The organism is Streptomyces cyaneofuscatus, assembly GCF_000718135.1.
Classification (GTDB): Bacteria; Actinomycetota; Actinomycetes; order Streptomycetales; family Streptomycetaceae; genus Streptomyces; species Streptomyces cyaneofuscatus.
Genome location: NZ_JOEM01000036.1, coordinates 17,771 through 41,163, shown reverse-complemented (window position 1 = coordinate 41,163; position 23,393 = coordinate 17,771). Strand labels below are relative to the sequence as shown.

Annotated in this window: 25 protein-coding genes and 2 pseudogenes; 18 read left to right on the top strand and 9 right to left on the bottom strand. The window is 70.9% G+C overall.

The genetic code is table 11. The annotated features are described in order from the left end of the window. The first annotated feature begins 157 nt into the window (after window positions 1-157). From IF17_RS0134835 to IF17_RS1000000140465, 6 genes and pseudogenes are all read left to right on the top strand, one after another. Window positions 158-1,354: a sensor histidine kinase gene (locus tag IF17_RS0134835; RefSeq protein WP_030575038.1), complete on the top strand. Its 1,197-nt coding sequence runs from the start codon at window positions 158-160 to the stop codon at window positions 1,352-1,354. A 59-nt stretch (window positions 1,355-1,413) separates the two neighbouring features. Beyond that, complete coding sequence (locus IF17_RS0134830) at window positions 1,414-2,154, top strand: response regulator (RefSeq protein ID WP_030575036.1); 741 nt, start codon at window positions 1,414-1,416, stop codon at window positions 2,152-2,154. A gap of 54 nt (window positions 2,155-2,208) precedes the next feature. Beyond that, entirely contained in the window at window positions 2,209-2,346 is a 138-nt protein-coding gene (locus tag IF17_RS1000000140300) for a hypothetical protein (protein ID WP_157851198.1), read from the top strand. A 20-nt stretch (window positions 2,347-2,366) separates the two neighbouring features. After that, window positions 2,367-2,609, top strand: a pseudogene (locus IF17_RS1000000140295) (hypothetical protein); the annotation flags it as partial. Window positions 2,610-3,380: 771 nt separating this feature from the next. Further along, window positions 3,381-3,983, top strand: coding sequence for a hypothetical protein (locus tag IF17_RS01000000136835; RefSeq protein WP_030575033.1), 603 nt, complete (start codon window positions 3,381-3,383; stop codon window positions 3,981-3,983). Window positions 3,984-3,999: 16 nt separating this feature from the next. Further along, entirely contained in the window at window positions 4,000-4,353 is a 354-nt protein-coding gene (locus IF17_RS1000000140465) for a DUF6886 family protein (RefSeq protein ID WP_373036935.1), read from the top strand. Between the two features lie 572 nt (window positions 4,354-4,925). Here the strand turns inward: IF17_RS1000000140465 and IF17_RS1000000140460 are convergent. Continuing rightward, window positions 4,926-5,056: pseudogene (locus IF17_RS1000000140460) on the bottom strand (MerR family transcriptional regulator); the annotation flags it as partial. 1,032 nt (window positions 5,057-6,088) lie between these two features. Between IF17_RS1000000140460 and IF17_RS1000000139120 the strand changes: the two are divergent. The 4 genes from IF17_RS1000000139120 to IF17_RS0134785 all read left to right on the top strand — a co-directional run bounded on the left by IF17_RS1000000139120 (window position 6,089) and on the right by IF17_RS0134785 (window position 9,367). Beyond that, window positions 6,089-6,259, top strand: coding sequence for a hypothetical protein (locus tag IF17_RS1000000139120; protein WP_157851197.1), 171 nt, complete (start codon window positions 6,089-6,091; stop codon window positions 6,257-6,259). Between the two features lie 508 nt (window positions 6,260-6,767). Then, window positions 6,768-6,929, top strand: a complete 162-nt coding sequence (locus IF17_RS0134795) for a hypothetical protein (protein ID WP_157851196.1) — start codon at window positions 6,768-6,770, stop codon at window positions 6,927-6,929. A gap of 160 nt (window positions 6,930-7,089) precedes the next feature. Beyond that, window positions 7,090-7,536, top strand: coding sequence for a hypothetical protein (locus tag IF17_RS0134790; protein WP_030575024.1), 447 nt, complete (start codon window positions 7,090-7,092; stop codon window positions 7,534-7,536). 514 nt (window positions 7,537-8,050) lie between these two features. After that, entirely contained in the window at window positions 8,051-9,367 is a 1,317-nt protein-coding gene (locus tag IF17_RS0134785; RefSeq protein WP_030575022.1) for a phytase, read from the top strand. 557 nt (window positions 9,368-9,924) lie between these two features. On the opposite strand, the gene IF17_RS1000000140180 is transcribed toward IF17_RS0134785, so the two are convergent. Continuing rightward, window positions 9,925-10,053, bottom strand: coding sequence for a hypothetical protein (locus tag IF17_RS1000000140180; RefSeq protein WP_280518095.1), 129 nt, complete (start codon window positions 10,051-10,053; stop codon window positions 9,925-9,927). A 25-nt stretch (window positions 10,054-10,078) separates the two neighbouring features. On the opposite strand from IF17_RS1000000140180, the gene IF17_RS0134775 reads away from it, so the two are divergent. The 3 genes from IF17_RS0134775 (at window position 10,079) to IF17_RS0134765 (ending at window position 12,064) form a co-directional block, all read left to right on the top strand. Beyond that, window positions 10,079-10,354 carry a hypothetical protein gene (locus IF17_RS0134775; protein ID WP_157851195.1) on the top strand — a complete coding sequence of 92 codons (276 nt, stop codon included), beginning with the start codon at window positions 10,079-10,081 and terminating at the stop codon, window positions 10,352-10,354. Window positions 10,355-10,356: 2 nt separating this feature from the next. Further along, window positions 10,357-11,394 (top strand): NUDIX hydrolase, encoded by a 1,038-nt coding sequence (locus tag IF17_RS0134770; RefSeq protein WP_030575015.1) that lies wholly within the window; start codon window positions 10,357-10,359, stop codon window positions 11,392-11,394. A gap of 67 nt (window positions 11,395-11,461) precedes the next feature. Then, complete coding sequence (locus tag IF17_RS0134765) at window positions 11,462-12,064, top strand: hypothetical protein (RefSeq protein WP_425315178.1); 603 nt, start codon at window positions 11,462-11,464, stop codon at window positions 12,062-12,064. Here IF17_RS0134765 and IF17_RS0134760 read toward each other — a convergent pair. Both IF17_RS0134760 and IF17_RS0134755 read right to left on the bottom strand, forming a co-directional pair. Further along, window positions 12,061-12,756 (bottom strand): MBL fold metallo-hydrolase, encoded by a 696-nt coding sequence (locus IF17_RS0134760; RefSeq protein ID WP_030575011.1) that lies wholly within the window; start codon window positions 12,754-12,756, stop codon window positions 12,061-12,063. The two genes, IF17_RS0134765 and IF17_RS0134760, sit on opposite strands and share 4 nt — an antisense overlap. Window positions 12,757-13,338: 582 nt before the next feature. Beyond that, window positions 13,339-13,878, bottom strand: coding sequence for a hypothetical protein (locus tag IF17_RS0134755; protein ID WP_030575009.1), 540 nt, complete (start codon window positions 13,876-13,878; stop codon window positions 13,339-13,341). A 184-nt stretch (window positions 13,879-14,062) separates the two neighbouring features. On the opposite strand from IF17_RS0134755, the gene IF17_RS01000000136830 reads away from it, so the two are divergent. Then, window positions 14,063-14,413, top strand: coding sequence for a hypothetical protein (locus tag IF17_RS01000000136830; protein ID WP_244890578.1), 351 nt, complete (start codon window positions 14,063-14,065; stop codon window positions 14,411-14,413). Window positions 14,414-14,571: 158 nt separating this feature from the next. On the opposite strand, the gene IF17_RS0134745 is transcribed toward IF17_RS01000000136830, so the two are convergent. Further along, entirely contained in the window at window positions 14,572-15,936 is a 1,365-nt protein-coding gene (locus IF17_RS0134745) for a dipeptidase (protein ID WP_030575007.1), read from the bottom strand. A 195-nt stretch (window positions 15,937-16,131) separates the two neighbouring features. On the opposite strand from IF17_RS0134745, the gene IF17_RS0134740 reads away from it, so the two are divergent. Further along, window positions 16,132-17,349, top strand: a complete 1,218-nt coding sequence (locus tag IF17_RS0134740; RefSeq protein WP_030575004.1) for a geranylgeranyl reductase family protein — start codon at window positions 16,132-16,134, stop codon at window positions 17,347-17,349. Window positions 17,350-17,366: 17 nt separating this feature from the next. Beyond that, window positions 17,367-18,053, top strand: a complete 687-nt coding sequence (locus IF17_RS0134735) for an alpha/beta hydrolase (RefSeq protein WP_030575002.1) — start codon at window positions 17,367-17,369, stop codon at window positions 18,051-18,053. On the opposite strand, the gene IF17_RS0134730 is transcribed toward IF17_RS0134735, so the two are convergent. Continuing rightward, window positions 18,037-18,498 carry a nitroreductase/quinone reductase family protein gene (locus tag IF17_RS0134730; RefSeq protein ID WP_030575000.1) on the bottom strand — a complete coding sequence of 154 codons (462 nt, stop codon included), beginning with the start codon at window positions 18,496-18,498 and terminating at the stop codon, window positions 18,037-18,039. The genes IF17_RS0134735 and IF17_RS0134730 overlap by 17 nt on opposite strands. Before the next feature lie 214 nt (window positions 18,499-18,712). Here IF17_RS0134730 and IF17_RS0134725 point away from each other — a divergent pair, with 214 nt between their 5' ends. Then, window positions 18,713-19,432: a TetR/AcrR family transcriptional regulator gene (locus tag IF17_RS0134725; RefSeq protein ID WP_030574998.1), complete on the top strand. Its 720-nt coding sequence runs from the start codon at window positions 18,713-18,715 to the stop codon at window positions 19,430-19,432. A gap of 21 nt (window positions 19,433-19,453) precedes the next feature. Here the strand turns inward: IF17_RS0134725 and IF17_RS0134720 are convergent, their stop codons facing one another. From IF17_RS0134720 to IF17_RS0134710, 3 genes are all read right to left on the bottom strand, one after another. Next, window positions 19,454-19,768 carry a DUF6332 family protein gene (locus tag IF17_RS0134720; RefSeq protein WP_018514808.1) on the bottom strand — a complete coding sequence of 105 codons (315 nt, stop codon included), beginning with the start codon at window positions 19,766-19,768 and terminating at the stop codon, window positions 19,454-19,456. A gap of 129 nt (window positions 19,769-19,897) precedes the next feature. Continuing rightward, on the bottom strand, window positions 19,898-20,680 hold the full coding sequence (locus tag IF17_RS0134715) for a maleylpyruvate isomerase family mycothiol-dependent enzyme (protein WP_030574996.1): 783 nt from the start codon (window positions 20,678-20,680) through the stop codon (window positions 19,898-19,900). 84 nt (window positions 20,681-20,764) lie between these two features. Beyond that, window positions 20,765-21,901 (bottom strand): MFS transporter, encoded by a 1,137-nt coding sequence (locus IF17_RS0134710; protein WP_030574994.1) that lies wholly within the window; start codon window positions 21,899-21,901, stop codon window positions 20,765-20,767. Between the two features lie 217 nt (window positions 21,902-22,118). On the opposite strand from IF17_RS0134710, the gene IF17_RS0134705 reads away from it, so the two are divergent. Further along, a complete protein-coding gene (locus tag IF17_RS0134705; RefSeq protein ID WP_030574992.1) occupies window positions 22,119-23,333 on the top strand; it encodes an ROK family protein in 1,215 nt (404 codons plus the stop codon). Window positions 23,334-23,393 lie beyond the last annotated feature (60 nt).

Genomic DNA, 23,393 nt, shown 5'->3' with positions numbered 1-23,393 from the left:
AGCCGGGAATGAGATGCGGGTCGGGAGCATGGTGCCGCCGAGTCCCGGACCGGGACCCTGCTCCTGGACCGGTATCGTCCTGGGGCCCCACGTCCTCGGCGGGAACCCGGGGAGAATGGTGGTGAGGCGCCCAAGACGGGGCCGAGGAAGGAACACGATGCCCACGGCCCACGCCGAGCCCGCCGCGAAGCACGGCTCACTGCCCTTCGCCGAGGCGCTGCCCTGGACCCGCAACGACGCCCTCGTCGCCGTCGGCGCGGCGGCCCTTGACCTGATCGGCTTCACCCTCAGCAGCCAGGACACCCAGGGGTTCGTCCCCGTGGCCGGCTGTCTGCTGATGACGGTGTCCGGCCTGGCGCTCCTCGCCCGCCGACGAGCCCCGGTGCTCACATTCGCCGCCGTCCTGGCTCTCGGTCTCAGCGTCCATCTCAGCTGGCCGGTGGGACAGGGACTCAACGCCTCTATGATCGTCGCCCTCTATTCCGTCGTACGCGTCCGGGGCGCCGCCGTATATGTACCGGCAGTCCTGGCGAGTGCGGTGCTGCCCCTGGCCGCGCGGGAGCCTTGGTCGCAGGGCTCGCTCCTGAAACTGGCGGGAAACGGTGCGGCCGTGTTGTTCGTGGTCGCCGCCGGGCTCGTGATGAACCGCTGGCAGCGGGAGGTCGACGCCCACCGCGGACTGCTCGCCGAGCGGGCAGTGGCGGACGAACGCCGCCGTATCGCCCGCGAGATGCACGACATCGTCGCCCACCACGTCACGACGATGCAGCTGATGGCGGGCGGCGCCCGCGCCAACCTCGACCGGAATCCCGAGATCGCGCGAGACGCCCTTGTCACCCTGGAGGGCCTGGGGCGCACGGCACTGCATGAGATGCGGGAACTCCTCGACGTCCTGCGGGCCGACGGCGACACGCGGGAGGCGTCGACCGCTCCCCAGCCGGGGATCGCGGACCTGGACCGGATCGTCGCCGAGTCGTGCGAGGCTGGCATGCCTACGGAGTTCGACGTCCGGGGGGCTCCCCGTCAGCTGCCGGGGGGCATGCAGCTGACGGTGTTCCGCGTCGTGCAGGAGGCGCTGACCAACGCCCGCAAGCACGGGGGAAGCGGCGCCCATGCATGCGTACGCCTCACGTACGCCGACCACGAGACGGTGGTGGACGTACGGGACGACGGAGAAGGGGCGGCTGGCAGCTCCGGGTCCGGGTCCGTGTCCGGCTCCGGGTACGGCCTGATCGGCATGCGGGAACGCGTCGCGCTGCACGGTGGTTCCTTGTGGACGGGCCGGAGCCAAGGGCGGGGCTACCGGGTCACGGCGCGGCTGCCGCTGCCGAAGGAAGAAGGGGCACTGCGGTGAACGGAACGACAGACGGTACGAGCGGGCCGGGGGCGGCGGGCATGGCGGGCAGGGCGGATATGACGGGGGCAGCGCACGAAACGGACGGGGCAGACACTACGGACGAATCCGTCCCGGTTGCCATCCGTGTGCTGATCGCCGACGACCAGCTCCTCGTACGCCGTGGCCTGGTACTTATGATCGGGCCCGAACTTGGCATCGAGGTCGTCGGCGAGGCAGCCGACGGCGCACAGGCCGTGGAACTCGCGAGACGACTGCGACCCGACGTCGTCCTCATGGACATCCGCATGCCGGTGCTGGACGGCATCGCCGCCACCGAACAACTCACCCAGCTGGTGCCGGACTGCCGGGTGCTCGCGCTGAGCACCTTCGACATGGACGAGCACGTCGTCGGCGCCCTGCGCGCGGGCGCCTGCGGCTTCCTGCCCAAAGACATCTCGCCCGAGGAACTGGTCACCGCCCTGCGCGTGGTCCACACCGGCGAGGCGGTGGTCGCCCCGCGTCTGCTGACCCGCCTCATCTCCTCGTACGTGAGGGCCCCGCGGCATCCCGTCCAGCCTGCGAGGACCGGACCTGCGGCGGATGTCCTGGACCAGTTGACACCGCGCGAGCGCGAGGTGTGGCGGCTGATCGCCGGCGGCTTGGACAACGCGGGGATCGCCGCCGAGATGTTCATCAGCACATCGACGGTCAAGAACCACATCACCGCACTCTTCGCCAAGCTCCAGGTCCGCGACCGGGCACAGGCGGTGATCGCCGCGTACGAAGCGGGCCTGATAACGGCGGGCGAGCGCAGCTGACGAAGGCCGTCGACGACGGTTGACGGAGGCGGTTCCTCGCCCTCGCGGAAGGCGATGCACTCATCCGCAGCCGCCGACTCCTACCTCGGCCTGGAGTCGACCGCTCCGCGGCCGCGCAGCCAGCCGTCCGCGACCTCACCGCAGGCGGGCGGGAAGGACCAGGCGGTCTCCTCGCCGTACGGGGCGGTGTAAACGCCCGCGTCCAGCTCGACAGGCCGAAATCGCAGGCCCGGCTGCGCGGCGGGTCGAGAGGATGCTGCCGAGGATCGACCTGTCGGACCTGCTGTTCGGGGTGAACGTCTGGGTCGGCCTCCTTGACGCGTTCGCTCGCCTCGGGGACGGCACGACCCGGATGCAGGACCTGTCCACCTCGGTGGTCGCCTGCTCGTCTCGGAGTGCGACATCGGCTAGCCCCTGTGGTGAACCCCGGCTACGAGACCCGGACCCGGGCCCGGCACTGCCGAAGGGGAGATAGTAGACAGATGGAACAGCGCACCCGTGCCGGTCTCTTCGCTCGTGTCCTCGGCCCCCCGCCATGTGCGGGTGCTCCTGCGGTGGTGCTGGTGCACGGACTCGGCTTGTCCGGAAGCTACTTCGGGCCGCTGGCGCGACGGCTCGCGGCGAACGGGGCCACTGTGCTCGTCCCGGACCTACCGGCAACGCGCGATCACGGACCGCGGTGCGCCGGGTGGCCGACGTGGTGCAGACCGCTGATGCCCTCGCCTGCTGGCACCGGCGGCTTGTGCCGAGACCGAGCATGCTGGTGGCCAACTCGGTCGGCTGCCAGGTTGCTGCTGACCTCGTCGCTCGCCACGCAAATCTGGTCCACCGGCTCGTACTGCTAGGTCCGGCGCTCACACCCGGGGCGTCCGTCTGGCGTCAGAGCGGCCAGCTGCTCGCGGACGCGTTTGAGAACCGCCCTCCCCCCTAAAAGTGGCCGGGGCGGACTACCTGTTGACCGGCCCCCTGGCCTTCGCCGCGTCCCTCCGCCACGCCGCACAGGACGCCAACGGGGCATTCGAGGGCCACCTGGCCCGGGTTGGCGTGCCGACGCTCGTCGTACGCGGAGCCAATGACATCATCGTCTCCGAGGCATGGACCCGACGCGTAGCACGGCTGGTCGCCAACGGGCGCACCTCCGAGGTATCAGACGCCGTGCACGCCGCGCACTACAGCGCGCCAGACGCCGTAGCTCGGCTGATCGAGACATTCGCGGAAGAGACCTCATGAAGCCATCGGATGCATCAGAGCCGTCCGTTCCCTCCGACACCTCTGGTAGCTCTCAGCCCTCGCACACCTCTCCCCGGGCGCCGTCCAGCCGCGCGGCCCACCGGTCGCCGTGGCTGCGCCTGCTGCCCGGCATCTCCTCCGAACGCCGCGGCTTCGTTCTCGCGTGGTGGGGCTTCGCCCTCACCTTCGGCGGTATGCGCCTACTTACCTGGCTGATCCATATCGACGTGGCCGGAGTGGGAGACGTACAGGCCGGTGGTGTTCATATTCACCACTATGTGTGGGGAATCCTGCTTCTTGCGGTCGTGGGCGTGGCAGGGCTCGTGCAACGTTCAGCCCGCGCGCGTGCCTGGATGGGGCTCGCCTACGGTGTGGGCATGGCCCTGATCATTGATGAGGCTGCCTTGCTGATCAGTCTGGAGGATGTGTACTGGGACACCGAGGGCTGGGTCAGTATCGCCCTGGCTATTGCAGTGATCGCCCTTGTGGGAGGCGTGCTGGCGGTGACACGCGGACGGCAAGGATCGAACCAGGACTACTATCACAGCTCGGCTCAGGACCGAAGCAAGAGCCGGGGCCGGAACCGGAACGCAGGCTGAGACCATAGCGCCGTCGATGCTCTTCGCCTACCGCCTCCCCTCGACTACTTCCGACCCGTCGGTGAACCTGCGCCGTACGCATACGTGTCCACCGACTCCGTCGAGCCCCTGGCGCCCGCCGAATCTATCGGCGACCTGCTGCGACTGCACCAGGAAGCCGGGCATCCAGCTCCGCGTCCTGGTCAACCTGTGGGACTTCTCGAATGCCGTCACCGCCAGCACTCTGGGCTTCGGCGGCATCCGTTTGCGCGACGCCCCCCGGTGTGATCGTGCCGCGATCACGAGCCCAGAGGGATCGCGGGGCCCGAGTTCGACGATGCAGAGCAGGCCGACGCGGTCGCGGTTTTCACCGCAAGAGGGGTGTCTATGACGCGTCTTCGGGTAGGCGGGCTCGCATGCACGGACACCATGCGCGTCCTACAAAACCTCTGTTCGGCCCGACCTCTCAAGCTCAGGAAATGGCGACCGGTCATAACAGCCACCGGCACTCTCGCCATCGCCGGCCCATGAGCCGCTTGCGGCGTCGACTCCTCGTCTACCGATCGATCGAGTTCCTGTCCTCCCGCGTCCCCGGCGGCACCCGCCCGGACGAGGAATGCCTCCTCCTTGTCCATATCCGCAAGGTCGTCGGCCAGGTCCGCTATCGGATCTGTGACCATTGCGAACAAGGTGTCATCACCGAGGTAACCCTGGAGGAGCGCTTCCGTAGCACCGGCTTGGGGACCCGCGCCCTGTCGCATGTGCGCTCCCGTCACCCGAACGTGAGATGGCGCAGCACCTTGAACCTGCGCGCGACGCGTGATCTCCTGCGCCGCATGTCCATCCCTGCAGCCGGTGCGGCCGGTTTGTGTCCGCACAGTGGAAAGCTGGGTCTTCGACTCCAAGATTCGTCGGAGGCGGTTCCAACCGGCGGCGGGGGCGCGGGTGACCACCGTGGGCGGCGAAGCCGAGCGGCATTATTCGGCGAATGATGACGCGCCGCGTGGCGTCGGTCTCGGTGTAGAGGCGGAACCCGCCCGGAGTGGCAGAGGGATGACCAGGCTGATCTCTTCCCGTACGCGCACCGTCGGCACCCGCGGCTGCTGTCCCGGCTGGCAGGGTCGTGCGCCGGTCCGTACGAGCTGCCTTCTCGTACGACCGCGTTGTCCCATGCCCTTCTCTCGCGCGCTTGGCCAGCGGGATGCCGTCCTGGACGAGTGTGGCGTCGCGGTAGGGCTTGACTGCCGGGTGGTCGGCGGAGCTGTAGCTCCTGTGCCTCCCGTTGTTGGGGATGAAGGCCTGGAGGAGATCAGTTGCAGAAAAGTAGAGAGAAGCGGCCCTACACCGTGCAGCGGTTGGAGGCGTGAATCAGTAGTCCTCCGGTGAAATGCTTCGCAGTGGCGAGGATCGTTGCCGACGGAGACAGAGGGGGGCGGTCAGTGACTTTGCGCTTCCGTAGCTGCATCCGCATCCTCGGTGGTCCTAGGAGTGGGAGCGGGGCTGCGGCTTGGCAGTTCAGGGGCCGCCGGGCTGCACTGTTCTGCCGGAAGGCCGTCCGTTCGTGCTGATCGTCCTTGCGTCATCTCAACGAACCACCAAGTGCCTGCTAGCAGCAATGCCCATAGCAAAGCGTTCGTCACAGCAGTTACCCACGAGGTACCCCCGTGCCACCGCTCCATGGCCGTCATCACGACCCAGGTAACCAGCAGCGCACACGCCACCCTGGTCCTTCGATGCTTGAACATACGCGTCCAGGTACCCACGCCAATACCGATCACGCAGAGAGAGGGGCTCGGACAACGTTGATCGGTACGAAGCGCCGTGGTGCAGCCGACCGTCAGTACGTGCCTACCGTTCCCACGCCTGATGAAACTGGTGCCGCTCTGCCGGGGGCCAGCATACACGAGGGCTCTTCCAGCGTCGTGTGCCGGTTGGAACGCCGGGTGGGCCGGTTGGAACTCGTCGGCGAAGTAGGCCGCGGGTGGGATGCCGGACCGGCGAGGAGTGTTCGCCGGTCCGGCAGTGCCCGATCATGCCGCACGTTTCAGTACCGGGCAGGCAGGGCCGCCCGCGGTCCGCAGCTGGGATGCATCAGGCTGCCTCGTCGTTCGTGGCCTGCTTGCTGGATGGCGCTCCTTCTGGTCGTCGTCGGCTTCCTGGTTCTGGCCGGGGTGGCGTACGTGGCCTACCGCCACCCCCGGCTGGAGAAGCCCATCAGCGTTGCCGCCGCCGTGGCTACCGTTCTGGTCACGGCCGTTGCCGCCGTAGCAGCGGTCGCGGCCCTCGTCGCCCGGTGACCGGGCGGCCTGCCCTGGGCGGCTTGCCGATCCCAGGCTGCCGTCCCCGCCGTGGTTGTGCGGGGTGGTGGTCAAGGGGAGTTGTCCTCGAACTCTGCGGCCACAAGCACGGCGAGGACGTCCCCCGGCCGGGTGAGAGGCTGCGCTGGGACGCCGGTTTCCAACCTTGCCAGGCAGAGCTCGAACGGCGTTCGCATGCTGGCGCACTGGTCTCTGATAACTGTCCTCTGCCCAAAAACATTCTGCACAATATGCCCATACCTGGCAGGCATGCCCGCGCGCGGCTCCTCTTGCGTGGCTAGCCCCGCCGCGTCGCAGTGTGCTGCCACAGCGCCCGACAACCCAGGTTGTCCAGTCCTCGGCGATCCGCCCCGACGCCCCGTCAGCCCCCGCTCACGGCAGGCTGGATCGGATTTTCGCGAAATATTGAATGCCCGGCGGCTGGTGCGGACTGTTGTCCCCGCGCTCACCCGGAGCGCCCCTTTCGAACGTGAAGGAGAACATCGTCATGTCCTCGCTCGTCCTGCTCGTCGCCGTGCTGCTGGTCCTCGTTCTCGTCCTGGTCGTGGCCCTGCTCATCGACCTTGCGCACCGCTACCCGAAGGCGGCCACACCGATGCTGATCGGGCTCGGCGGTATGACCGTCGTCGTCCCGATCGTCGTCCGGTGACACCCCATTCCCTGCTCCCACACCAAGGTTTCCGCCCTCGCCGAACAGGTTGTGACCACCCTCAAGTCCTGGCGGCTCCTCGATGGGCAATTCGCGTATTGGCCGCACCTGGCCAGGTCGTTCCTGGCAACATCAGTGGGAATCGAACATAGGAGGATTCATGCTTTTCGGTGTCCGCTTGCTCACTGTCGCCACCGCTACTGTCGCCGCGGGAGTGCTGCTCGTCGGCTGCTCCTCAACCCCGGCCGAAAAGTTGGAGGACTGGTGGTCTTCGGGGGGTGACGACAGGGTCAAGGCGCTGTCCGACAGCTCGAGCAACGTCAACACGGCGAGCATGCAAGTGATGGACGACAAGCGCACCGCTTGTCAGCAGTTGTTGGCAGCGGTGGCCGATGCAGAGAAGTACGGCACCCCTCCGAGCGAGAAGGCCAAGGGTTTCTGGGCGGAAGCTCTTACCGACTTCGAGCACGGGAGCAACGAGTGTGTCGCCGGGGTCGGTCAGAAGGACGAGCCCCGGACCAACGAGGGCATCCGCGAGGTGCAAAGAGCCATCGGCATCCTGGCTTCCGCGGTCTCCATGATCAGGATCGACTTGGAGGCCAAGTGATCCGGTGATCCGCCGGCATCGCCCGAACCGCTGATCGCCAAACTCCGGGGGCGCACGGCCGGACGCCCCGGCTAACGTGTCGTCGGCTCCGCCGTCCCCACCGGACCCCCACCTGCGTGGGTGCCAGGCGGCCCGGATAGTCGTCGACAGGTGTCCTGGACCGGTTCTCCGCCTACTACGGCAGGACCGGGGCGCCCTGCGCCGGAGGGGTCTCCGACCGTGGAGCGGGGCGCACGGCTCGGCGCCGGGTGAGGCGGCCGACGCGGCGGGGGTCGCTGTCAAGAAGCCGGCGGCGAGCGCGGCCAGGGCCGCCCGTACGGTCAGGAACCTCCTGATGCGGTGCAGGGCTGCTCACTCCCTCGGGAGTTCTCCGTACCTGTCCGTCCCGTGCCGACGGTGTTCATCGCCCGTGCACGTGAACTCGGGGCTGTCGGCCGCCCGGTGGCTGCCGGGCGGACACATGAGCGGACCACGCTCACCCAGGACCTGACAGCCGCTCGAAGAGGAGACTTGCGTGACTCGCTCCACCACCGTCCTGGCACTTGCGCTGACCGTGACGTCGGCCCTCGCGACTGCGACTCTCGCAGCGCCTGCCCATGCCGGCGCCCATGGTCGTGCCGTCATCGATCTGCCGACCGTCACACCTCGCGCGGAGACGCAGGTGCTGCACGACGACGAAGCGGGCGGCAACGCCGACGCGGACGACCCCGCCATCTGGCGGAACACCGCCGCACCCGGCCGCAGCCTCGTCATCGCGACCGCCAAGGAGGGCGGGCTGCGCGTCTACGACCTGAAGGCCCGGACACTCCAGTCCCTGTCCGCGCCGCCGGCCGCCGGAGCCGACGATGCCCCTGGCCGCTTCAACAATGTGGACCTCGTACACGGCCTGAGGCTGTCCTCGGTCCGGGCCGATCTGGCCGTCGTCAGCGACCGGGGCCACGACCGGCTGCGCTTCTACCGCATCGACCGTGACCGCGTCGGCGGCCCGCTGACCGACGTGACCGATCCCGCCGCGCCGCCGGTGTTCTCGAAGAACCAGGCCGAGATCAACGATCAGCGGACCGCCTACGGTCTCGCGACCTGGACGGATCCCTCGTCCGGCAAGTCCTTCGCCCTGGTCAGCCGTCGCGAGCGAACCAGCATCACGCTGCTGGAACTGCGTCCGACGAAGGCAGGAAAGATCACGTACCAGACGGTGCGGACCCTGAACCTTCCCTCCACGTTCCGGCTGCCGAACGGCACATCGTGGTCTCCCTGCGGCGAGCCCGGCGAACTCCCACAGGTCGAAGGCATGGTCGTCGACCCTGACAACGGCACCCTCTACGCCGGTCAGGAGAACGTCGGGATCTGGCGCCTGCGTGCCGACCTGACCGGCGGCCGGCCGAAACTGATCGACAAGGTCCGTGAGTACGGTGTCCCGGGGGTCTACGACGAGGAGACCGAGGAGTGCGCGCCGGGAGACGACCCCGGCTACGGCGGATCCAAGCTCTCCGCGGATGTCGAGGGCCTGACGCTGATCACCGAGTCCCACGGCGGCGGTTACCTGCTCGCCTCCAGCCAGGGCGACAACACCTTCGCCGCGTACGACCGGCGGGCGAAGGGCGACGACGCGTACGAGGGCGGGTTCCGGGTCGCGCCCGCGAACAGCAGGCTCGACGGCTCCGAGGAGTGCGACGGCGCGGCTGCGCTCAACGTGCCCCTCGGCTCCCGGTATCCGAACGGTCTGCTCGTCGTGCAGGACGGCCACGACGCACCGGGCGAGGAAAACCGCCCCGCGACCAACTTCAAGTTCGTCGACCTCGGCACGGTCATGAACGCCCTGCACGACTGACGGTGCCGGAATCCGGGCTCCCCCGGAAGCCGCCACCACGCTCCCGACGAAGACGGCCTCTTCCTCACCCGGGAGGCCGTCCGGCTCGGCTGTGTGCCCCTGTAACGGCGGCCAGGACTCCGGCGGGGGGTTCGCCGAGGTTCAGGGCGTGGGCGGTGATCGTGACCGGGGAGCGGAGGATCACGTGGTCGGTGGAGTCCGTGCCCGGGGCGGTGGCCGCGTGGAGGAGATCACGTACTTCGTGTCGATCACCGAGACCGTGCGGCCATCGCAGTACAGGACCAGGTCCGGGCGCAAGGGGGCCAGGCTGCCTCGTCCAGGCGATGGACGCCCTGCTGGAGCGCAGCGGACGCCGTGACGGACCAGGGCCATTCCGGCGTCGCTGTCACGAAGCGTTCGACGACCCGCGGCAGATCCAGCGGGAAGCCGTCCGATGCGACGCCGTGCAGCTGGGCCTGCAGGCGGGACCTGTAGCCGTGCGACGCGGACGGGCCAGAGTGCCGAACCCGCCAGGGCCTGTCTCGTACTGCTGCGGTCTTCTGCCGCACGGGCCGCGATCAGCTCTCGATGCGGGGTCGGAGCCGGTCGTAGTGGTCGAACCCGGACGTGATGACACCCGGGGCAGCGGCCACGACCGCTCCGAGATCCGCCGCATCACGGTCGCCACCGGTCAGTAACTCGCTCATCCCCGGCGTCTGCCAGGCGGTCCGGATGAAGCGCCGCCGCATCGACCGCAAGACCTGCGAGATCACCATTGCCACCGTCTACGCGGGCACCAGCCGGCATGAGCTGCCCGGTGTGGAGGGTACGTACAGCGGGGTGACGATACCAATGGAGGAGCGGATCGTTGGGTATCTCCAGGAGGTGTGGGAGAAGGAAGCGGTGGGAGCCGGGCTGTGGACACCGCCTTTTCCCATCCGTCTCCCAGACGATCACGCGAAACCCACTCCGCCGCTGGCCAGCGGCCTTCCCACCCTGGAGTACTAGTGATTGTCGTCTGGATCAACGGTGCGTTCGGCGCGGGTAAGACCAGCGTCGCGGGCGAACTGATCGATCTGATCCCGAACAGCACCTTGTACGACCCGGAGCTCACCGGAGCGGGGCTGCGCGGACTGCTGCCCCAGAAGAAGCTGGCCGAGGTGGGCGACTTCCAGGACCTGAGGATCTGGCGGCGGCTCGTGGTGGACACGGCGGCCGCGCTGCTGGCCGAGGCACCCGGGGTGCTGGTGGTGCCGATGACGCTGCTGAGACAGGAGTACCGGGACGAGATGTTCGGCGGGCTCGCCTCGCGGCGCATCCCGGTCCGGCATGTGCTGCTCTCACCTGAGGAAACGATCCTGCGTAGCCGGATAGCGGGCCGGGTGGAGTACCCCGGCGACCGCGAGCAGAGCGAGCGGGTCAACCGGTGGGCGTACGACCACATCGGCCCCTACCAGGATGCCCTCGGCTGGATCACCGCGGACGCCCATGTGATCGACAACAGCGCCCTCACCCCGCGCGAGACCGCCGAGCGGATCGCGGATGCCGTCCGCAGCGGCGCCGCCGGGGCATGCGAGATCGTCCAGAGCCCCGAGCCGACCGGCGCGACCGTCGCCGCCGGGGTGCTGCTCTTCGACGAACAGGACCGGGTGCTCCTCGTCGACCCCACGTACAAGCCCGGCTGGGAGTTCCCCGGCGGGGTCGTGGAGGAGGGCGAGGCCCCGGCGCAGGCCGGGATACGGGAGGTGGCCGAGGAGATAGGGCTCCGCCTCGACCGGCTCCCCGCGCTGCTCCTCGTCGACTGGGAGCCGCCCTCCCCGCCCGGCTACGGCGGACTGCGCTTCCTCTTCGACGGGGGACTGCTGCGCTCCGAGGACGCCGGCCGGCTGCTGCTCCCCGGCTCCGAACTGCGCGGCTGGCGCTTCGTCACGGAGCAGGAGGCGGCGGGGATGCTGCCCCCCACCCGCTACGAGCGGCTGCGCTGGGCCCTGCGGGCGCGGGAGCGGTCCACGGTGCTCAACCTGGAGGCGGGCGTCCCGGTGGGCTGACGGGCGGGTATCAGCCGGAGCGGACGCCCTGACGGAGGGGCTCCTCGGCCGGAGCACAATGCACCACATGGATGACGCGTTCACACTCCTTCGCCAGGCCGCCGACCTGCTGCCCGAGGAGGCCGTGGCGGAGAGCGGCTGGACGGCCGAGGACGTGCGCGAGGACATCGTGTCCTCCGAGTGGGAGCGAGCGCTCGACGCACTCACCGAGATCGGCGATACCCACCCCGTCTCCGTCGGCTTCTGGGAACGCCTCGCCGAAGCCGCCCGCCAGATGATGCTCGACCGCAGTCGCCGGTGGTGCGAGTGGCGGGCCTGGGAAGTCCGGCACGGCACCATCCGGGCGACCCTGACCCTGGTGGCTGCGGGGGAGGGCCTGCGCCGGACGGCCTTCTCCGGCGACGGCCGGCTCCGGCCGATGTGGGACATCGGCAACCGGAATGCCGACGGTGAGCGGGAGTTGAGCATCGCCACGCTGTGGGTGGAGAACGTGCGGGAGTTCGGACCGGGGGAGACCGCCGAGGTCCGGCTGGCACCTCTGACCCCCGAACGATGGGCCCATCTGAGGTGCGGTGACGCGATCACGATGTACGAAGCCCGGCCGGTCGCCGGTTCCGGCAGGGTGACCGAGGTGGTGGCGCCGCGTCCTGGGCCTCCGGCCACCCGCTAGGCCGCCGGGACGCCCGCCGCCTCCCGCATGACCGCCGCCGCGTCCTCGGTGAGCGGGTCGCCGTGCCCGAAGCAGACCGTACGGGCCTCCAGGGCGGCCAGCCGCCGGAACGTCTCCTGGGCCTGCGCCCGGTCCACGTTGAACACGCCGAGCATCACCTCCCCGACGCCCGCCGCACAGTCCCCGGTGAACAGGACCCCGTGGCGCGGCAGATGGAGCGCGACGGAGCCCGGCGTGTGGCCCGGGGCATGGACCACCCGGGCCCCGCCGCCGAACGGCAGCACCTCCCCGTCGGCCACCTCGCGGTCGACCCGGGTGGGCGGCGCCTCGGGGACCGTCAGCCCGTGCTCGTACAACGGCCGTTCCCAGTCGAGCAGGTCCGGTTCCGGTACGGGGAGCTCGCCCCGGATCACCGGCGCGTCCAGCGGGTGGGCGAGGATCTCGGCGCCGTGGCGGTCCGCCAGCTCCTGAGCCGCGCCGTAGTGGTCACGGTGGCCATGGGTGAGGACGATGCGCCCGATCCGGGCGGGGTCGAGGCCAAGGCCCCGTACCGCGTCCTCGATCGCGGACGCCGCACCGATGTCCCCGGCGTCGATCAGCGTCAGGTCCGCCCCGTCACGCCAGAGATAGGCCTGGCCGATCCGGAAGCGGAACATGTGCAGGTGCCCGGTGAGTACCTCGATGAGATCCATGCGGCGAACGTACGCAGACACCTGCATCCGCCCTACAGAACTACGCTTCCGGCGACTTCGCCGAGGGCGAACGACCCACACTTCGGTCCGCCGTGCGCACCTGGCCGAGGTCACGAGGTGGGTCGCGCAGTCCCCCACAGCCCGCCGTCGTGACCCGCTCTGCCGCCGGTGTGCAGTGAAGGTTCCGCCTGCACCGGCGATAGAACGCCTCGTCGTCCTCCAGCATGGCGTGCGCCTGACGTCTGGTGTGGACACCGTGACCACGGACATGCCGCACGCCCGCGAGGAGAGTTCATGACGCGCTGGGGTCGGTCTCGGGTTCATCAGCTCACAGGGGCCCGGCCTGGGAGGAGCGGCGATCTGCGGTACAGCCGGTGCCACGGAAGAAGTTGCCGAAGAAGCGGCTGGCCGCCCTCGGACAGTTGGGCGCGAGCCTCCTCCGCCTGAAAGTCCGATAGGGCTGACTGTACGGAAGTACCCCGCCCGAGCCGGGTCCCGCCTTCGTCGCGCCGATGAGCCGTTCGGACTCCCTGCGGTGTCCGCCCGGAGGAGCGGCCGGCAGGTCCGCCGGAGAGGTGGCGCCTACCCGATGGCTGCGGCAGCGGCCTTGTAGTCGGCAGACTGGGTCGGGGTGAGGTAGTGGCTGACGCGGATGAGCACGGTGCCGCTGACAAAGCCGTACTCGGCAAGCAGGGGCATGCCCTTGGTGACGTTCTTGATGTAGTCGGCGCGGGCCTGGGCGTCGGCCGCTGTCGTGAAGACTTCGATCGCTCCGCCGAGCCCGACGCTGCCGGGCTCCGCGTCGGCGACGTCGTCCACCTTGATGCGGGAGTCCGTGAACGTGACCTTGCTGGTGTACTGGTCGGGGCGGCCGAGGAGATGGTTCGGGTCGTCGTCCTCGGTGACGACGCCCGAGAGCTCGGCGGACGCGACCTTGCCGGAAAGGACCTTGAAGGCGTCACTGGCGGTGAGCTTCTCCACTGACTCCTTGGCCGGGGCTCCGTCGGTTGCAGTGGTGGCGTTCTTGGGTCGGTCGTTCTTCTGATCGCTCCCCGACACGCATGCCGTCACGGTCGCGAAGACCATGACGAGGGTGGCAGCGGACAGGGCGGGCTTACGCATAGTGGCTCCGAGGTGTGGCGAATTCGGGAGTGTTGATCAGGTCGCAGTGGGGCGGTCTGCTCCTGCCGCCCGCACCGCAGTACGACGGAGGCCCCAAGTACCTCGATCCGGACTCGCCCGAAGCGGACTCCGCAGGGTGGTGGTTCGAAGCCGGGATCCAGCGGACCGCAGTCCCTACTCATTCATGATCAGCCCGTCGGGTGAGTTCGGTACCCAGGCAGAAGGATGGGCACCTCTCCACGCGACCGTCGAAGGCTGGGTGGAATCGCTCGCCTTGGCTCACCACGCATCCACTTGGGCCGAACAGGTCACCAAGCTTGTCGGCGATGACGTCGATGGCATCGAACTGAACGGCTATGCGCCGGTGCGCGAGGTGAAGGGCCTGGCAGACACCTGGTGGAGAGGGCCCGACTCGCTGGTGGCCCTCTACAGCGGGGAGGCCGCGTCACTCGACTTCCCCAGGGGCCGCATCGCAGTGATCTACTCCGGCCTCGATGAGTGGGGACTGCGAGGAGGCGTGGACGACGATGGCTGATCTTGTCGTTCCATCCCATCCCGGTTGGGGGCGGATGGCGAAGAAGACCGCACCCGGGCCGTCACGGACGCCGTGCTCGGCGGCCCGTGGCCCGGGTGCGGACAGCTGATCAGTCGCACGGCCCGCGAAAAGTGCAGGTCAAGCGGGCTGGAGGGAGATCAGGCCTTCTTGGACTCCGCGTAGTTGCGCAGGAACAGCGCCTCGGTGACCGACATCCGCTCCAGCTCCTCCGGCGACACGCTCTCGTTCACCGCGTGGATCTGCGCCTCGGGCTCGCTCAGGCCGATGAGCAGGATCTCCGCCTCCGGGTACAGGCCCGCCAGGGTGTTGCAGAGCGGGATCGAGCCGCCCATGCCGGAGGACTGCATCTCCTGGCCCGGGTAGGCGTCCCGCATCGCGGCCGCCATCGCCGTGTACGCCGGGCTGCTCATGTCCGCGCGGAACGGCTGGCCCTGGCCCACCTGCTCCACCGTCACCCGCGCGCCCCAGGGGGCGCGCGACTCCAGGTGGGCGGTGAGCAGCTTCGCCGCTTCGGCGGCGTCGTGGCCGGGCGGGACCCGCAGGCTGATCTGGGCCCGGGCGCTCGCCTGCACGGACGGCGTGGCGCCGACGACCGGCGGGCAGTCGATGCCGATGACGGTGACGGCGGGGCGCGCCCAGATCCGGTCGGCGACCGTGCCCGTACCGATCAGCTCGACGCCGTCCAACACCTTGGCGTCCTGCCGGAACTCCGCCTCCGGGTACTGCAGTCCGTCCCAGTCCGCGTCACCGGTCAGGCCGTCGACCGTCGTCGTGCCGTTCTCGTCGCGCAGGGAGGCGAGCAGCTGGATCATCGCGGCCAGCGCGTCGGGGGCGGCGCCGCCGAACTGTCCCGAGTGCAGGTTCCCTTCGAGGGTGTCGAGCTGCACCCGCAGCATCGTCATCCCGCGCAGCGTCGCCGTGACCGTCGGCAGCCCGACCCGGAAGTTCCCGGTGTCGCCGATGACGATCGTGTCGGCCGCCAGCAGCTCCGGGTGCGCCTCCGCGTACCGCTCCAGACCGCCGGTGCCCTGCTCCTCGGAACCCTCGGCGATCACCTTCACCGAGACCGGGACACCGCCGTTCGCCTTGAGGGCGCGCAGCGCGAGCAGGTGCATGATGAACCCGCCCTTGCAGTCCGCCGCACCCCGGCCGTACCAGCGCCCGTCGCGCTCGGTCAGCTCGAACGGCGGGGAGAGCCACGCCGACTCGTCCAGCGGCGGCTGCACGTCGTAGTGGGCGTAGAGCAGTACGGTCGGAGCACCCTCCGGGCCGGGCAGGTAGCCGTAGACCGACTGCGTGCCGTCGGGGGTGTCGAGGAGGGCGACGTCCGTGAAGTCCTCGGCGCGCAGGGCGTCCGCGACCCACTTCGCCGCGGCCTCGCACCCGCTCTTCGGGAACTGCGCGGGGTCCGCCACCGACGGGAACGCGACCAGCTCGGCGAGCTCCGCCCGCGCACGGGGCATCAGCGAGGCGACGGTCTCGGAAATCGGGCGGGCGGTCATGGGCACGCTCCTCGTAGGTGCGACGTTATGGGGAGGGCACGGTGTGTACGCGCCCGTCGGCGACACCGTGGATGCGGTGTCGCGTACAGGAACAGATCATGGCCGATCCTCCCACAGGGGGGCTCGGCCGGGACGCGCCGTAGGATGCCGTGAGCAGCTTGGGGCCACTGGTCGGATCGGGAGCAGAAGCACATCGTGAGCAGCGAGAACGCAGACGCCGGGCGGGAAAACGAAGAGTCGTCGGCGGTGTGGGACGTCGTCGTCGTCGGCGCCGGACCGGCCGGCGCATCGGCGGCGTACGCGGCAGCCGTGGCGGGCCGGCAGGTCCTCCTGCTGGAGAAGGCGGAACTGCCGCGCTACAAGACCTGTGGCGGCGGCATCATCGGGTTCTCCCGGGACGCTCTGCCGCCGGGGTTCGAACTGCCCCTGAAGGACCGTATCCACGCGGTCACCTTCTCCCTCGACGGGAAGTTCGCCCGCACCCGCCGATCCCGGCGCATGCTCTTCGGGCTCATCAACCGCCCGGAGTTCGACGCCGGGCTGGTGGAGGAGGCGCAGAAGGCCGGTGCCGAACTGCGCACCGGCGTCTCGGTGGTGCGGGTGGAGCAGCACGGGCCCGCGGTCCCCGACCGGCGTACGGTCGCCGTGGTGCTGGCCGGTGGCGAGACGGTGCTGGCGCGGGCGGTCGTCGGGGCGGACGGCAGCGCGGGCCGGATAGGAGCACATGTCGGGGTGAAGCTCGACCAGGTGGACCTCGGCCTGGAGGCGGAGATCCCCGTTCCGGCGACGGTTGCGGAGGACTGGGCGGGCCGGGTGCTCATCGACTGGGGCCCGATGCCCGGCAGTTACGGCTGGGTCTTCCCCAAGGGCGACACGCTGACCGTCGGGGTGATCTCGGCGCGCGGCGACGGCGCGGGCACCAAGCGGTATCTGGAGGACTTCATCGCCCGCCTCGGCCTCGCCGGGTTCGAGCCGTCCATCTCCTCGGGCCATCTGACCCGCTGCCGCAGCGACGACTCGCCGCTCTCGCGCGGCCGGGTCGTGGTCTGCGGCGACGCGGCGGGCCTCCTGGAGCCGTGGACCCGGGAGGGCATCTCCTTCGCGCTGCGCTCGGGCCGGCTCGCGGGCGAATGGGCCGTCAGGATCGCCGAGGCGCACGACGCGGTGGACGCCCGCCGCCAGGCCCTCAACTACGCCTTCGCCATCAAGGCCGGTCTCGGCGTGGAGATGGGCGTCGGCCGCCGCATGCTGAAGCTGTTCGAGCGCCGCCCGGGGGTGCTGCACGCGGTGCTGACCGGCTTCCGGCCGGCCTGGAAGGCGTTCGCGGGGATCACCCGGGGCACGACGTCGCTGGCCGAGCTGGTCCGTACGCACCCGCTGGCGCAGCGGGCGTTGAGCGCGATGGACCGCTGAGCGACGCGGCGAGGGGTCTGGGCGGCCGGGCCGCGGCAGTGCTCGTCCATGGCCTCTACCACCGGCCCGAGCACTTCGGCCCGGTCGCGGACGGCCTGCGGGCGGCGGGGTTCGAGGCGGTGGTCCCCGAGCTCCACCGGGGCTCCCTGGCCGCCGACACGGCAGCGGTCCAGGCCGCCGTCGACGCGCTGGACCGGCCTCCGCTCCTGCTCGGCCACTCCTACGGCGGGTCGGTGATCACCGGCGTACGGGGAGCGCGCCATCTCGTCTACCTCGCGGCCTTCGTGCCGGACGTGGGCGAGAGCGCGGCCGCTCTCGGCGGGACCTCCTCGCAGCTGCGTGACGCTGTCGTGCCTGGGGAGGGGCCCGACGGTACGACACGTCTGGATCCCGGCCGGGCGGCCTATGTCCTCTACGACGACTGCCCCGGGCCTCTCGCCGCCCGCGCGGTCGGCCTGTTGCGGCCGCAGGCCCCGGGGTGCGGGCGGGGGATCCCCGAGCACCACAGCTGGAAGCTGATCCCCTCGACCTATGTCGTCTGCGCCGGGGACCGGGCGATCGACCCCGCCCTGCAACGGACGCTCGCCGCCCGCTGCACCGCCGTACGGGAGTGGCCGACGGGCCATTCGCCGTTCGTGTCCCGGCCCGCGCTCGTGGTGGACCTGGTGGCGGAGCTGCTCGGCACGGTCAGCTCTCGAAGGTGATGCGGAAGACCGGGTGGTCCGGGCCGGCGGCCAGGAGTTCGGCGTCCGTGGATTTCGCGGTGACGCCCTGGAAGTACTGGTTGACCTCCCAGCCCCACCGCTTCAGGTAAGCGCGGAGGATGCGTGCCTTCTGTGCGTCGTCGGCGATCTCCACGGCGGTGAAGACCCGGGTTCTGCGTCCCACTCGCAGCTCGCCGCCGCCCGCGACGCGCATGTTGCGCACCCACTGGGAGTGGCCGCGGGCGGAGACGAGGTACTGGGCGCCTTCGTAGGGGTGCGGGTTGACGGGGATGCGCTGCATCCGGCCGCTCGTGCGTCCCCGTACCGACATCTCGGCGGAGCCCATGAGGCTGATGCCGTGCCGGGCGAGCCGGCCGATGACGTTGTTGAGGCGGGTGGCGGTTGCGCCGGCCCGGAGGTAGTACGGCTGCGGCTGCTGCGACATGGTGACTCCCAGGGACGGGGCGGGGCGGTGGCGGGGGCGTGACGGGATGATCCCGGTGGCGGTGAGAGAGCGGTGCTTCCGTTATGAGAGCGGTGCTCTCAATGAGAGAGCGGTGCTCTCGCTTGAGATCAGTGTGCAGGAGGTCGGCGCTCAAAAGCAAGAGCACTGCTCTCGTTGTTGTTCGGTGCTCTGAACGCGTGGCAGACTGACGGCCATGAGCACCATCCGAGGGGCCAGGGAGCGCGCCCGCATCGAAGTGACCGCCGCCATCAAGGACGAGGCCAGGAAACAGCTGGCGGCGGAGGGCGCGGCCAAGCTCTCCCTGCGCGCCGTCGCCCGCGAGCTGGGTATGGCCTCCTCGGCGCTCTATCGCTACTTCCCCAGCCGCGACGACCTCCTCACCGCGCTGATCGTCGACGCGTACGACGCCGTCGGTGAGGCCGCGGAGACCGCCCGCGCCACCGCCGACCGGGCCCGCCCGCGCCCCGCCCCGTACGCCGACCGCTGGGTCGCCGTGGCCGGTGCCGTACGGGAGTGGGCGCTCGCTCACCCCCACGAGTACGCCCTGATCTACGGCTCACCCGTCCCCGGCTACAGCGCCCCCATGGACACGGTGGGCCCCGCCTCCCGGGTCGGCATGGTCCTCATCGGTCTCATCCGCGACGCGTTCCGGGAGGACGGGCTGGCGGTGCCGCCACTCGCGGCGGAGCTGCGCGCCGAGGCCGAGCGGATCGCCGCCGACATCGCCCCGGACCTGCCGCCTGCCGTCGCCCCGGCCCTCGTGGCCGCCTGGGCCCAGCTCTTCGGCCTGATCTCGTTCGAGATATTCGGCCAGTTCAACCGGATGGTCGAGGCGCGCGAGCAGCTCTTCCGGCAGGCGGCGGGGGAGCTCGCCCGCTCGGTCGGTCTGCGCGGGAGCCCGGCCGCAGGCTGAATCGCGGGACGCCCGCCCCCTCTACGTTGCGGAGTCGGCGGAGCCGGAGCGGCCCGCCCTGTCCGGGGCTGGGGCCGGGCCGTCCAGGCGGCGGCCCTCCCGCCGCGGAAAGCGCCACAGGACATGGACGACCCTCGCGACGAAGGCCAGTACGGCGGCCGCGGTGGCGAGGCCGAGGACCACCGTCCGCGCTGTGCGGCCGAGGTCGAAGAGGAGGAGGGCGGGTGCTGAGGCCGCCGCGAAGGTGAGGGCGGCCAGTACGGCGGAGCTGACCAGCGCATAGCCGATCTCGACCGTCATCGCGTCCCGCTCCGCCTGCGTCCGCCGTTCCCCCATGGCCGCAGTGTCACAGGCCCGTCGCGCTCCCGGCAAGCGTGCGGCCCGCGTCCGGCAACCGCACTCAGCCCCCACGCCCGGCCCCCGCGTCGGCCCCCGCACCACAAGCTCCGCGTCCGCCGCCCGAGTTCACCAGGTGACCGCGGAGTTGTCCGTCCAGAGCCTCGCCACCGAGCGGTCGCCGCGCAGAGTCACGGCGGCGAGCGGCAGGCGGTTCCAGAGCGTGAGGTAGAGCCCCTCCGCCGTCCCGCTCAGCTCGCAGTCCACGCGGTCGTCGCCGCCGTCCTGGTTGCCGGCCGACCCGGCCCCCGCCCCGGCGGGCGTACGTACGGTCTGCGGCGGCTCGTCCGAGATCCGTACGGTCCACACCGCGTCCGTGTCCACGGCCCGCACCCGCAGCGTGCGCGGGACCGAGGAGCGCACCCGGCTCTTGGGGCGGGCGTGGAAGCCGGCCAGGAGTTCGTCGATGCCGTCGGCCGCCCGGTCGGCGTCGACCGACGTCAGCGGTCCGCCGAGCGCCGACTCCGCGTCCACCCGGTGCACGGTCGTCTCGTGCAGCTGGCGGCGGGACCAGAACGCGAGCGGGGAGGGGGCGGGCATGAAGGTCCAGCAGTTCAGGTCGGCGGGGGCGGCCTTCAGTGACCGGACCAGATGGCGGTGGCCCGCCCGGAACCAGTCGAGGAGTTCCTCGCCGTCGAGGTCCGGCTCTCCGCCGTCGGGCTGGGGTGTGGTGTGGCCCTCGGTGATGAGCTCTGCCGCCCAGCGGTGCACCATGCCGGTGTGGCGCAGCAGGTGGCGTATCTGCCAGCCGGGACAGGTCGGGACCGAGGCCCCGGGGCCCGCCTGTTCGGCGGCCGCCGCGAGGAGCCGCCCTTCCTCGGACAGGGATGCGATGTACTCGGTGATCTCCATGGCCGGATTGTGCCAGGGGGTGCGGGCGGCCTGAGGGTGGAGGCGGCCCGGGGGTGCGCGGACGGCCCGGGTGGGTCGGCCCGCTCAGGCGTGCGTCGCGTTGCGGGCCCCGTACCCCAGGGCGGCAGCCGCCGCGGCCAGCAGGGCCACGGTCGTCAGGGCGATCGGCAGCGAGAACCAGTCGGCCAGGAAGCCGATCGCGGGCGGGCCCAGCAGCATGCCGCCGTAGCCCAGCGTCGAGGCGGCGGCCACCCCGCTCGGTCCGGCCAGTTCGCCGGCCCGGCCCACGGCGACCGGGAAGATGTTGGCCAGCCCCAGGCCGGTGACCGCGAACCCGGCCAGCGCGAGCCAGGCGGTCGGCGCCAGTGCGCCCAGCAGCATCCCGGCCGCGGCGACCGCACCGCCGAGGACCAGGGTGCGGGTCTGGCCGAGCCGTTCCAGCAGCAGCGTCCCGGTGAGCCTGCCGATGGTCATCGTCAGGGCGAACAGCGCGTACCCGGCGGCGGCGAGGCCCGGATGGGCGTCGAGGTCCTGCTCCAGGTGGAGTGCGCCCCAGTCGGCGAGCGCGCCTTCCCCGTACGCCGTGCAGAGGGCGATCACGCCGAACAGCACGACGATCCGGCGGGCCCGCGGGTCGAGTTTCCGCTGGGGCTGCCGCTGGGACTGGCTCTGGGGCGTGTGCGCTTCGGGCGCCGTGCGGGCCGGGCGGTTGCGCAGCAGCGCGGGCCCCGCGAACGCCGTGACGAGCAGGCCGACGCCGGCCAGCAGGAACAGGTGCGTCGAGGCGGAGAGGCCGCCCGCGACCAGCCCGCCGAGTCCGGCACCGACCATGCCGCCGAGGCTGAACGCGGCGTGGAAGCTCGGCATCACCGGCCGGCGGAGTTCGGCGACCAGGTCGACGGCGGCGCTGTTCATCGCCACGTTCATCCCGCCGTACGCCGCTCCGAAGACCAGCAGGACCAGGCCGAGCGAGAGCGCCGAATGGGTCTGCGCGGGCAGGGCGATGCTCAGCGGGAGCAGCACCCCGCAGGCCACGGTCACGGCGTGGCTGCCGTAGCGGCGGCAGAGCCGGCCGGTGAGCATCATGGTGATCACGGCGCCCGCGGAGACGCCGAGCAGGGCGAGGCCGAGGGTGGAGGCGGAGGCGCCCGTCTGCTGCTTGATGGCCGGGATACGGACCACCCAGCCGGCGAAGAGGAAGCCATCGAGGGCGAAGAACACGGTCAGCGCGGTACGGAGGCGGGCCGGCGAGGGTGGGGCGGTGTCTCCGCCAGGTCCCCCCGGTAGGGCCGTCCGCAGTTTGTTTAGTTGCGGCACAAACTCAGCATAGGGGTGGGTGGAGGGCGGGCGCAACATGGCTGACGGGGGCGGGTTCTCCCCGTCCCGGCGGGCTCCCTCGGCGTCCGTGACACCTCCGGATCATGGGAGACTCGCCCTCATGAACGGCAAGGCGACCACCACCCGGACGAAGTTGGAGAGGGGCCGCAGTGCGCTCGGGCCCGCACTGGAACTGGTCCACACCGGGCGCGCCCCCACGCGCGCCGTCCTCACCTCCGAGCTCGGCGTCACCCGGGCCACCGCCGGGGCGGTCGCCGCGGAGCTGGAGGCGCTCGGGCTGATCCGGGTCGACTCCAGCCCCGGTTCCGCGGCCGGTTCGCAGGGCCGCCCCTCGCACCGGCTCTCCGTCCTGGAGGACGGGCCCGTCGTCCTCGCCGCCCAGGTCCACGCCGACGGCTTCCGGGCCGCACTTGTGGGGCTCGGCGGCCGGATCGTCGCCACATCGCCGGGCTGCGTCGCGGTGATGGCCGACCCCGCGCAGGTGCTCGGCGAGGTCGTGGCCGCGGGGTCGCAGCTGCTGCGGGAGACCGGGCTGCGCTGCGTCGGTGCCGGGCTCGCCGTGCCGTCGGCGGTCGCCGAACCCGAGGGCACCGCGCTCAACCCGCTGCACCTCGCCTGGCCCGCGGGCTCGCCGGTCCGCGACATCTTCGCCGCCTGTGTCCGGGACGCGGGCATCACCGGACCCGCCTTCACCGGCAACGACGTCAACCTCACCGCGCTGGCCGAGCACCGGCACGGCGCCGGACGCGGCGCCCAGCACCTCCTCTGCGTCGCCACCGGCCACCGGGGCGTCGGCGGGGCCCTGGTGCTCGACGGCCGCCTGCACAGCGGGAGTTCAGGGCTCGCGCTGGAGGTGGGCCACCTCACCGTGAACCCCGAGGGGCGGCCCTGTCACTGCGGCGGCCGCGGCTGCCTCGACGTGGAGACCGACCCGCTCGCCTTCCTCACCACCGCGCGCCGCGACCCGGGCCCGGAGGAGTCGCTCCTCAAGCAGGCCGGGGACCTGCTGCGTACGGAGTACGAGGACGCCGACGTACGTAACGCCGCCGAGGCGCTGATCGACCGTCTGGGCCTGGGCCTCGCCGGGCTCGTCAACATCCTCAACCCGGACCGGATCATCCTCGGCGGGCTCCACCGCGACCTGCTGGAGGCGGACCCGGAGCGGCTGCGGGCCGTGGTCGCCGACCGGAGTCTCTGGGGTCGCAGCGGCAGCGTGCCGATCCTGCCCTGCACCCTGACCCACAACAGCCTGGTCGGCGCGGCCGAACTGGCCTGGCAGCCGGTCCTGGACGACCCGCTCGCGGTACTCGCCTGAGCCGGAAGCCGGAAGCCGGAAGCCAAGTGCGGCGGTGCGGCATCACGCTCACCGCACCGC

Coding starts and splice junctions, on each gene's coding strand:
- IF17_RS1000000139120 (WP_157851197.1), top strand. CDS start 6,089: ATGGCGCTCCTTCTGGTCGTCGTCGGCTTCCTGGTTCTGGCCGGGGTG.
- IF17_RS0134755 (WP_030575009.1), bottom strand. CDS start 13,878: ATGCGTAAGCCCGCCCTGTCCGCTGCCACCCTCGTCATGGTCTTCGCG.
- IF17_RS0134795 (WP_157851196.1), top strand. CDS start 6,768: ATGTCCTCGCTCGTCCTGCTCGTCGCCGTGCTGCTGGTCCTCGTTCTC.
- IF17_RS1000000140300 (WP_157851198.1), top strand. CDS start 2,209: ATGCACTCATCCGCAGCCGCCGACTCCTACCTCGGCCTGGAGTCGACC.
- IF17_RS01000000136835 (WP_030575033.1), top strand. CDS start 3,381: ATGAAGCCATCGGATGCATCAGAGCCGTCCGTTCCCTCCGACACCTCT.
- IF17_RS0134725 (WP_030574998.1), top strand. CDS start 18,713: ATGAGCACCATCCGAGGGGCCAGGGAGCGCGCCCGCATCGAAGTGACC.
- IF17_RS0134720 (WP_018514808.1), bottom strand. CDS start 19,768: ATGGGGGAACGGCGGACGCAGGCGGAGCGGGACGCGATGACGGTCGAG.
- IF17_RS1000000140465 (WP_373036935.1), top strand. CDS start 4,000: ATGCTCTTCGCCTACCGCCTCCCCTCGACTACTTCCGACCCGTCGGTG.
- IF17_RS0134760 (WP_030575011.1), bottom strand. CDS start 12,756: ATGGATCTCATCGAGGTACTCACCGGGCACCTGCACATGTTCCGCTTC.
- IF17_RS0134705 (WP_030574992.1), top strand. CDS start 22,119: ATGAACGGCAAGGCGACCACCACCCGGACGAAGTTGGAGAGGGGCCGC.
- IF17_RS1000000140180 (WP_280518095.1), bottom strand. CDS start 10,053: ATGAGCGAGTTACTGACCGGTGGCGACCGTGATGCGGCGGATCTCGGA.
- IF17_RS0134745 (WP_030575007.1), bottom strand. CDS start 15,936: ATGACCGCCCGCCCGATTTCCGAGACCGTCGCCTCGCTGATGCCCCGT.
- IF17_RS0134775 (WP_157851195.1), top strand. CDS start 10,079: ATGAAGCGCCGCCGCATCGACCGCAAGACCTGCGAGATCACCATTGCC.
- IF17_RS0134765 (WP_425315178.1), top strand. CDS start 11,462: ATGGATGACGCGTTCACACTCCTTCGCCAGGCCGCCGACCTGCTGCCC.
- IF17_RS01000000136830 (WP_244890578.1), top strand. CDS start 14,063: ATGATCAGCCCGTCGGGTGAGTTCGGTACCCAGGCAGAAGGATGGGCA.
- IF17_RS0134730 (WP_030575000.1), bottom strand. CDS start 18,498: ATGTCGCAGCAGCCGCAGCCGTACTACCTCCGGGCCGGCGCAACCGCC.
- IF17_RS0134835 (WP_030575038.1), top strand. CDS start 158: ATGCCCACGGCCCACGCCGAGCCCGCCGCGAAGCACGGCTCACTGCCC.
- IF17_RS0134830 (WP_030575036.1), top strand. CDS start 1,414: ATGACGGGGGCAGCGCACGAAACGGACGGGGCAGACACTACGGACGAA.
- IF17_RS0134715 (WP_030574996.1), bottom strand. CDS start 20,680: ATGGAGATCACCGAGTACATCGCATCCCTGTCCGAGGAAGGGCGGCTC.
- IF17_RS0134790 (WP_030575024.1), top strand. CDS start 7,090: ATGCTTTTCGGTGTCCGCTTGCTCACTGTCGCCACCGCTACTGTCGCC.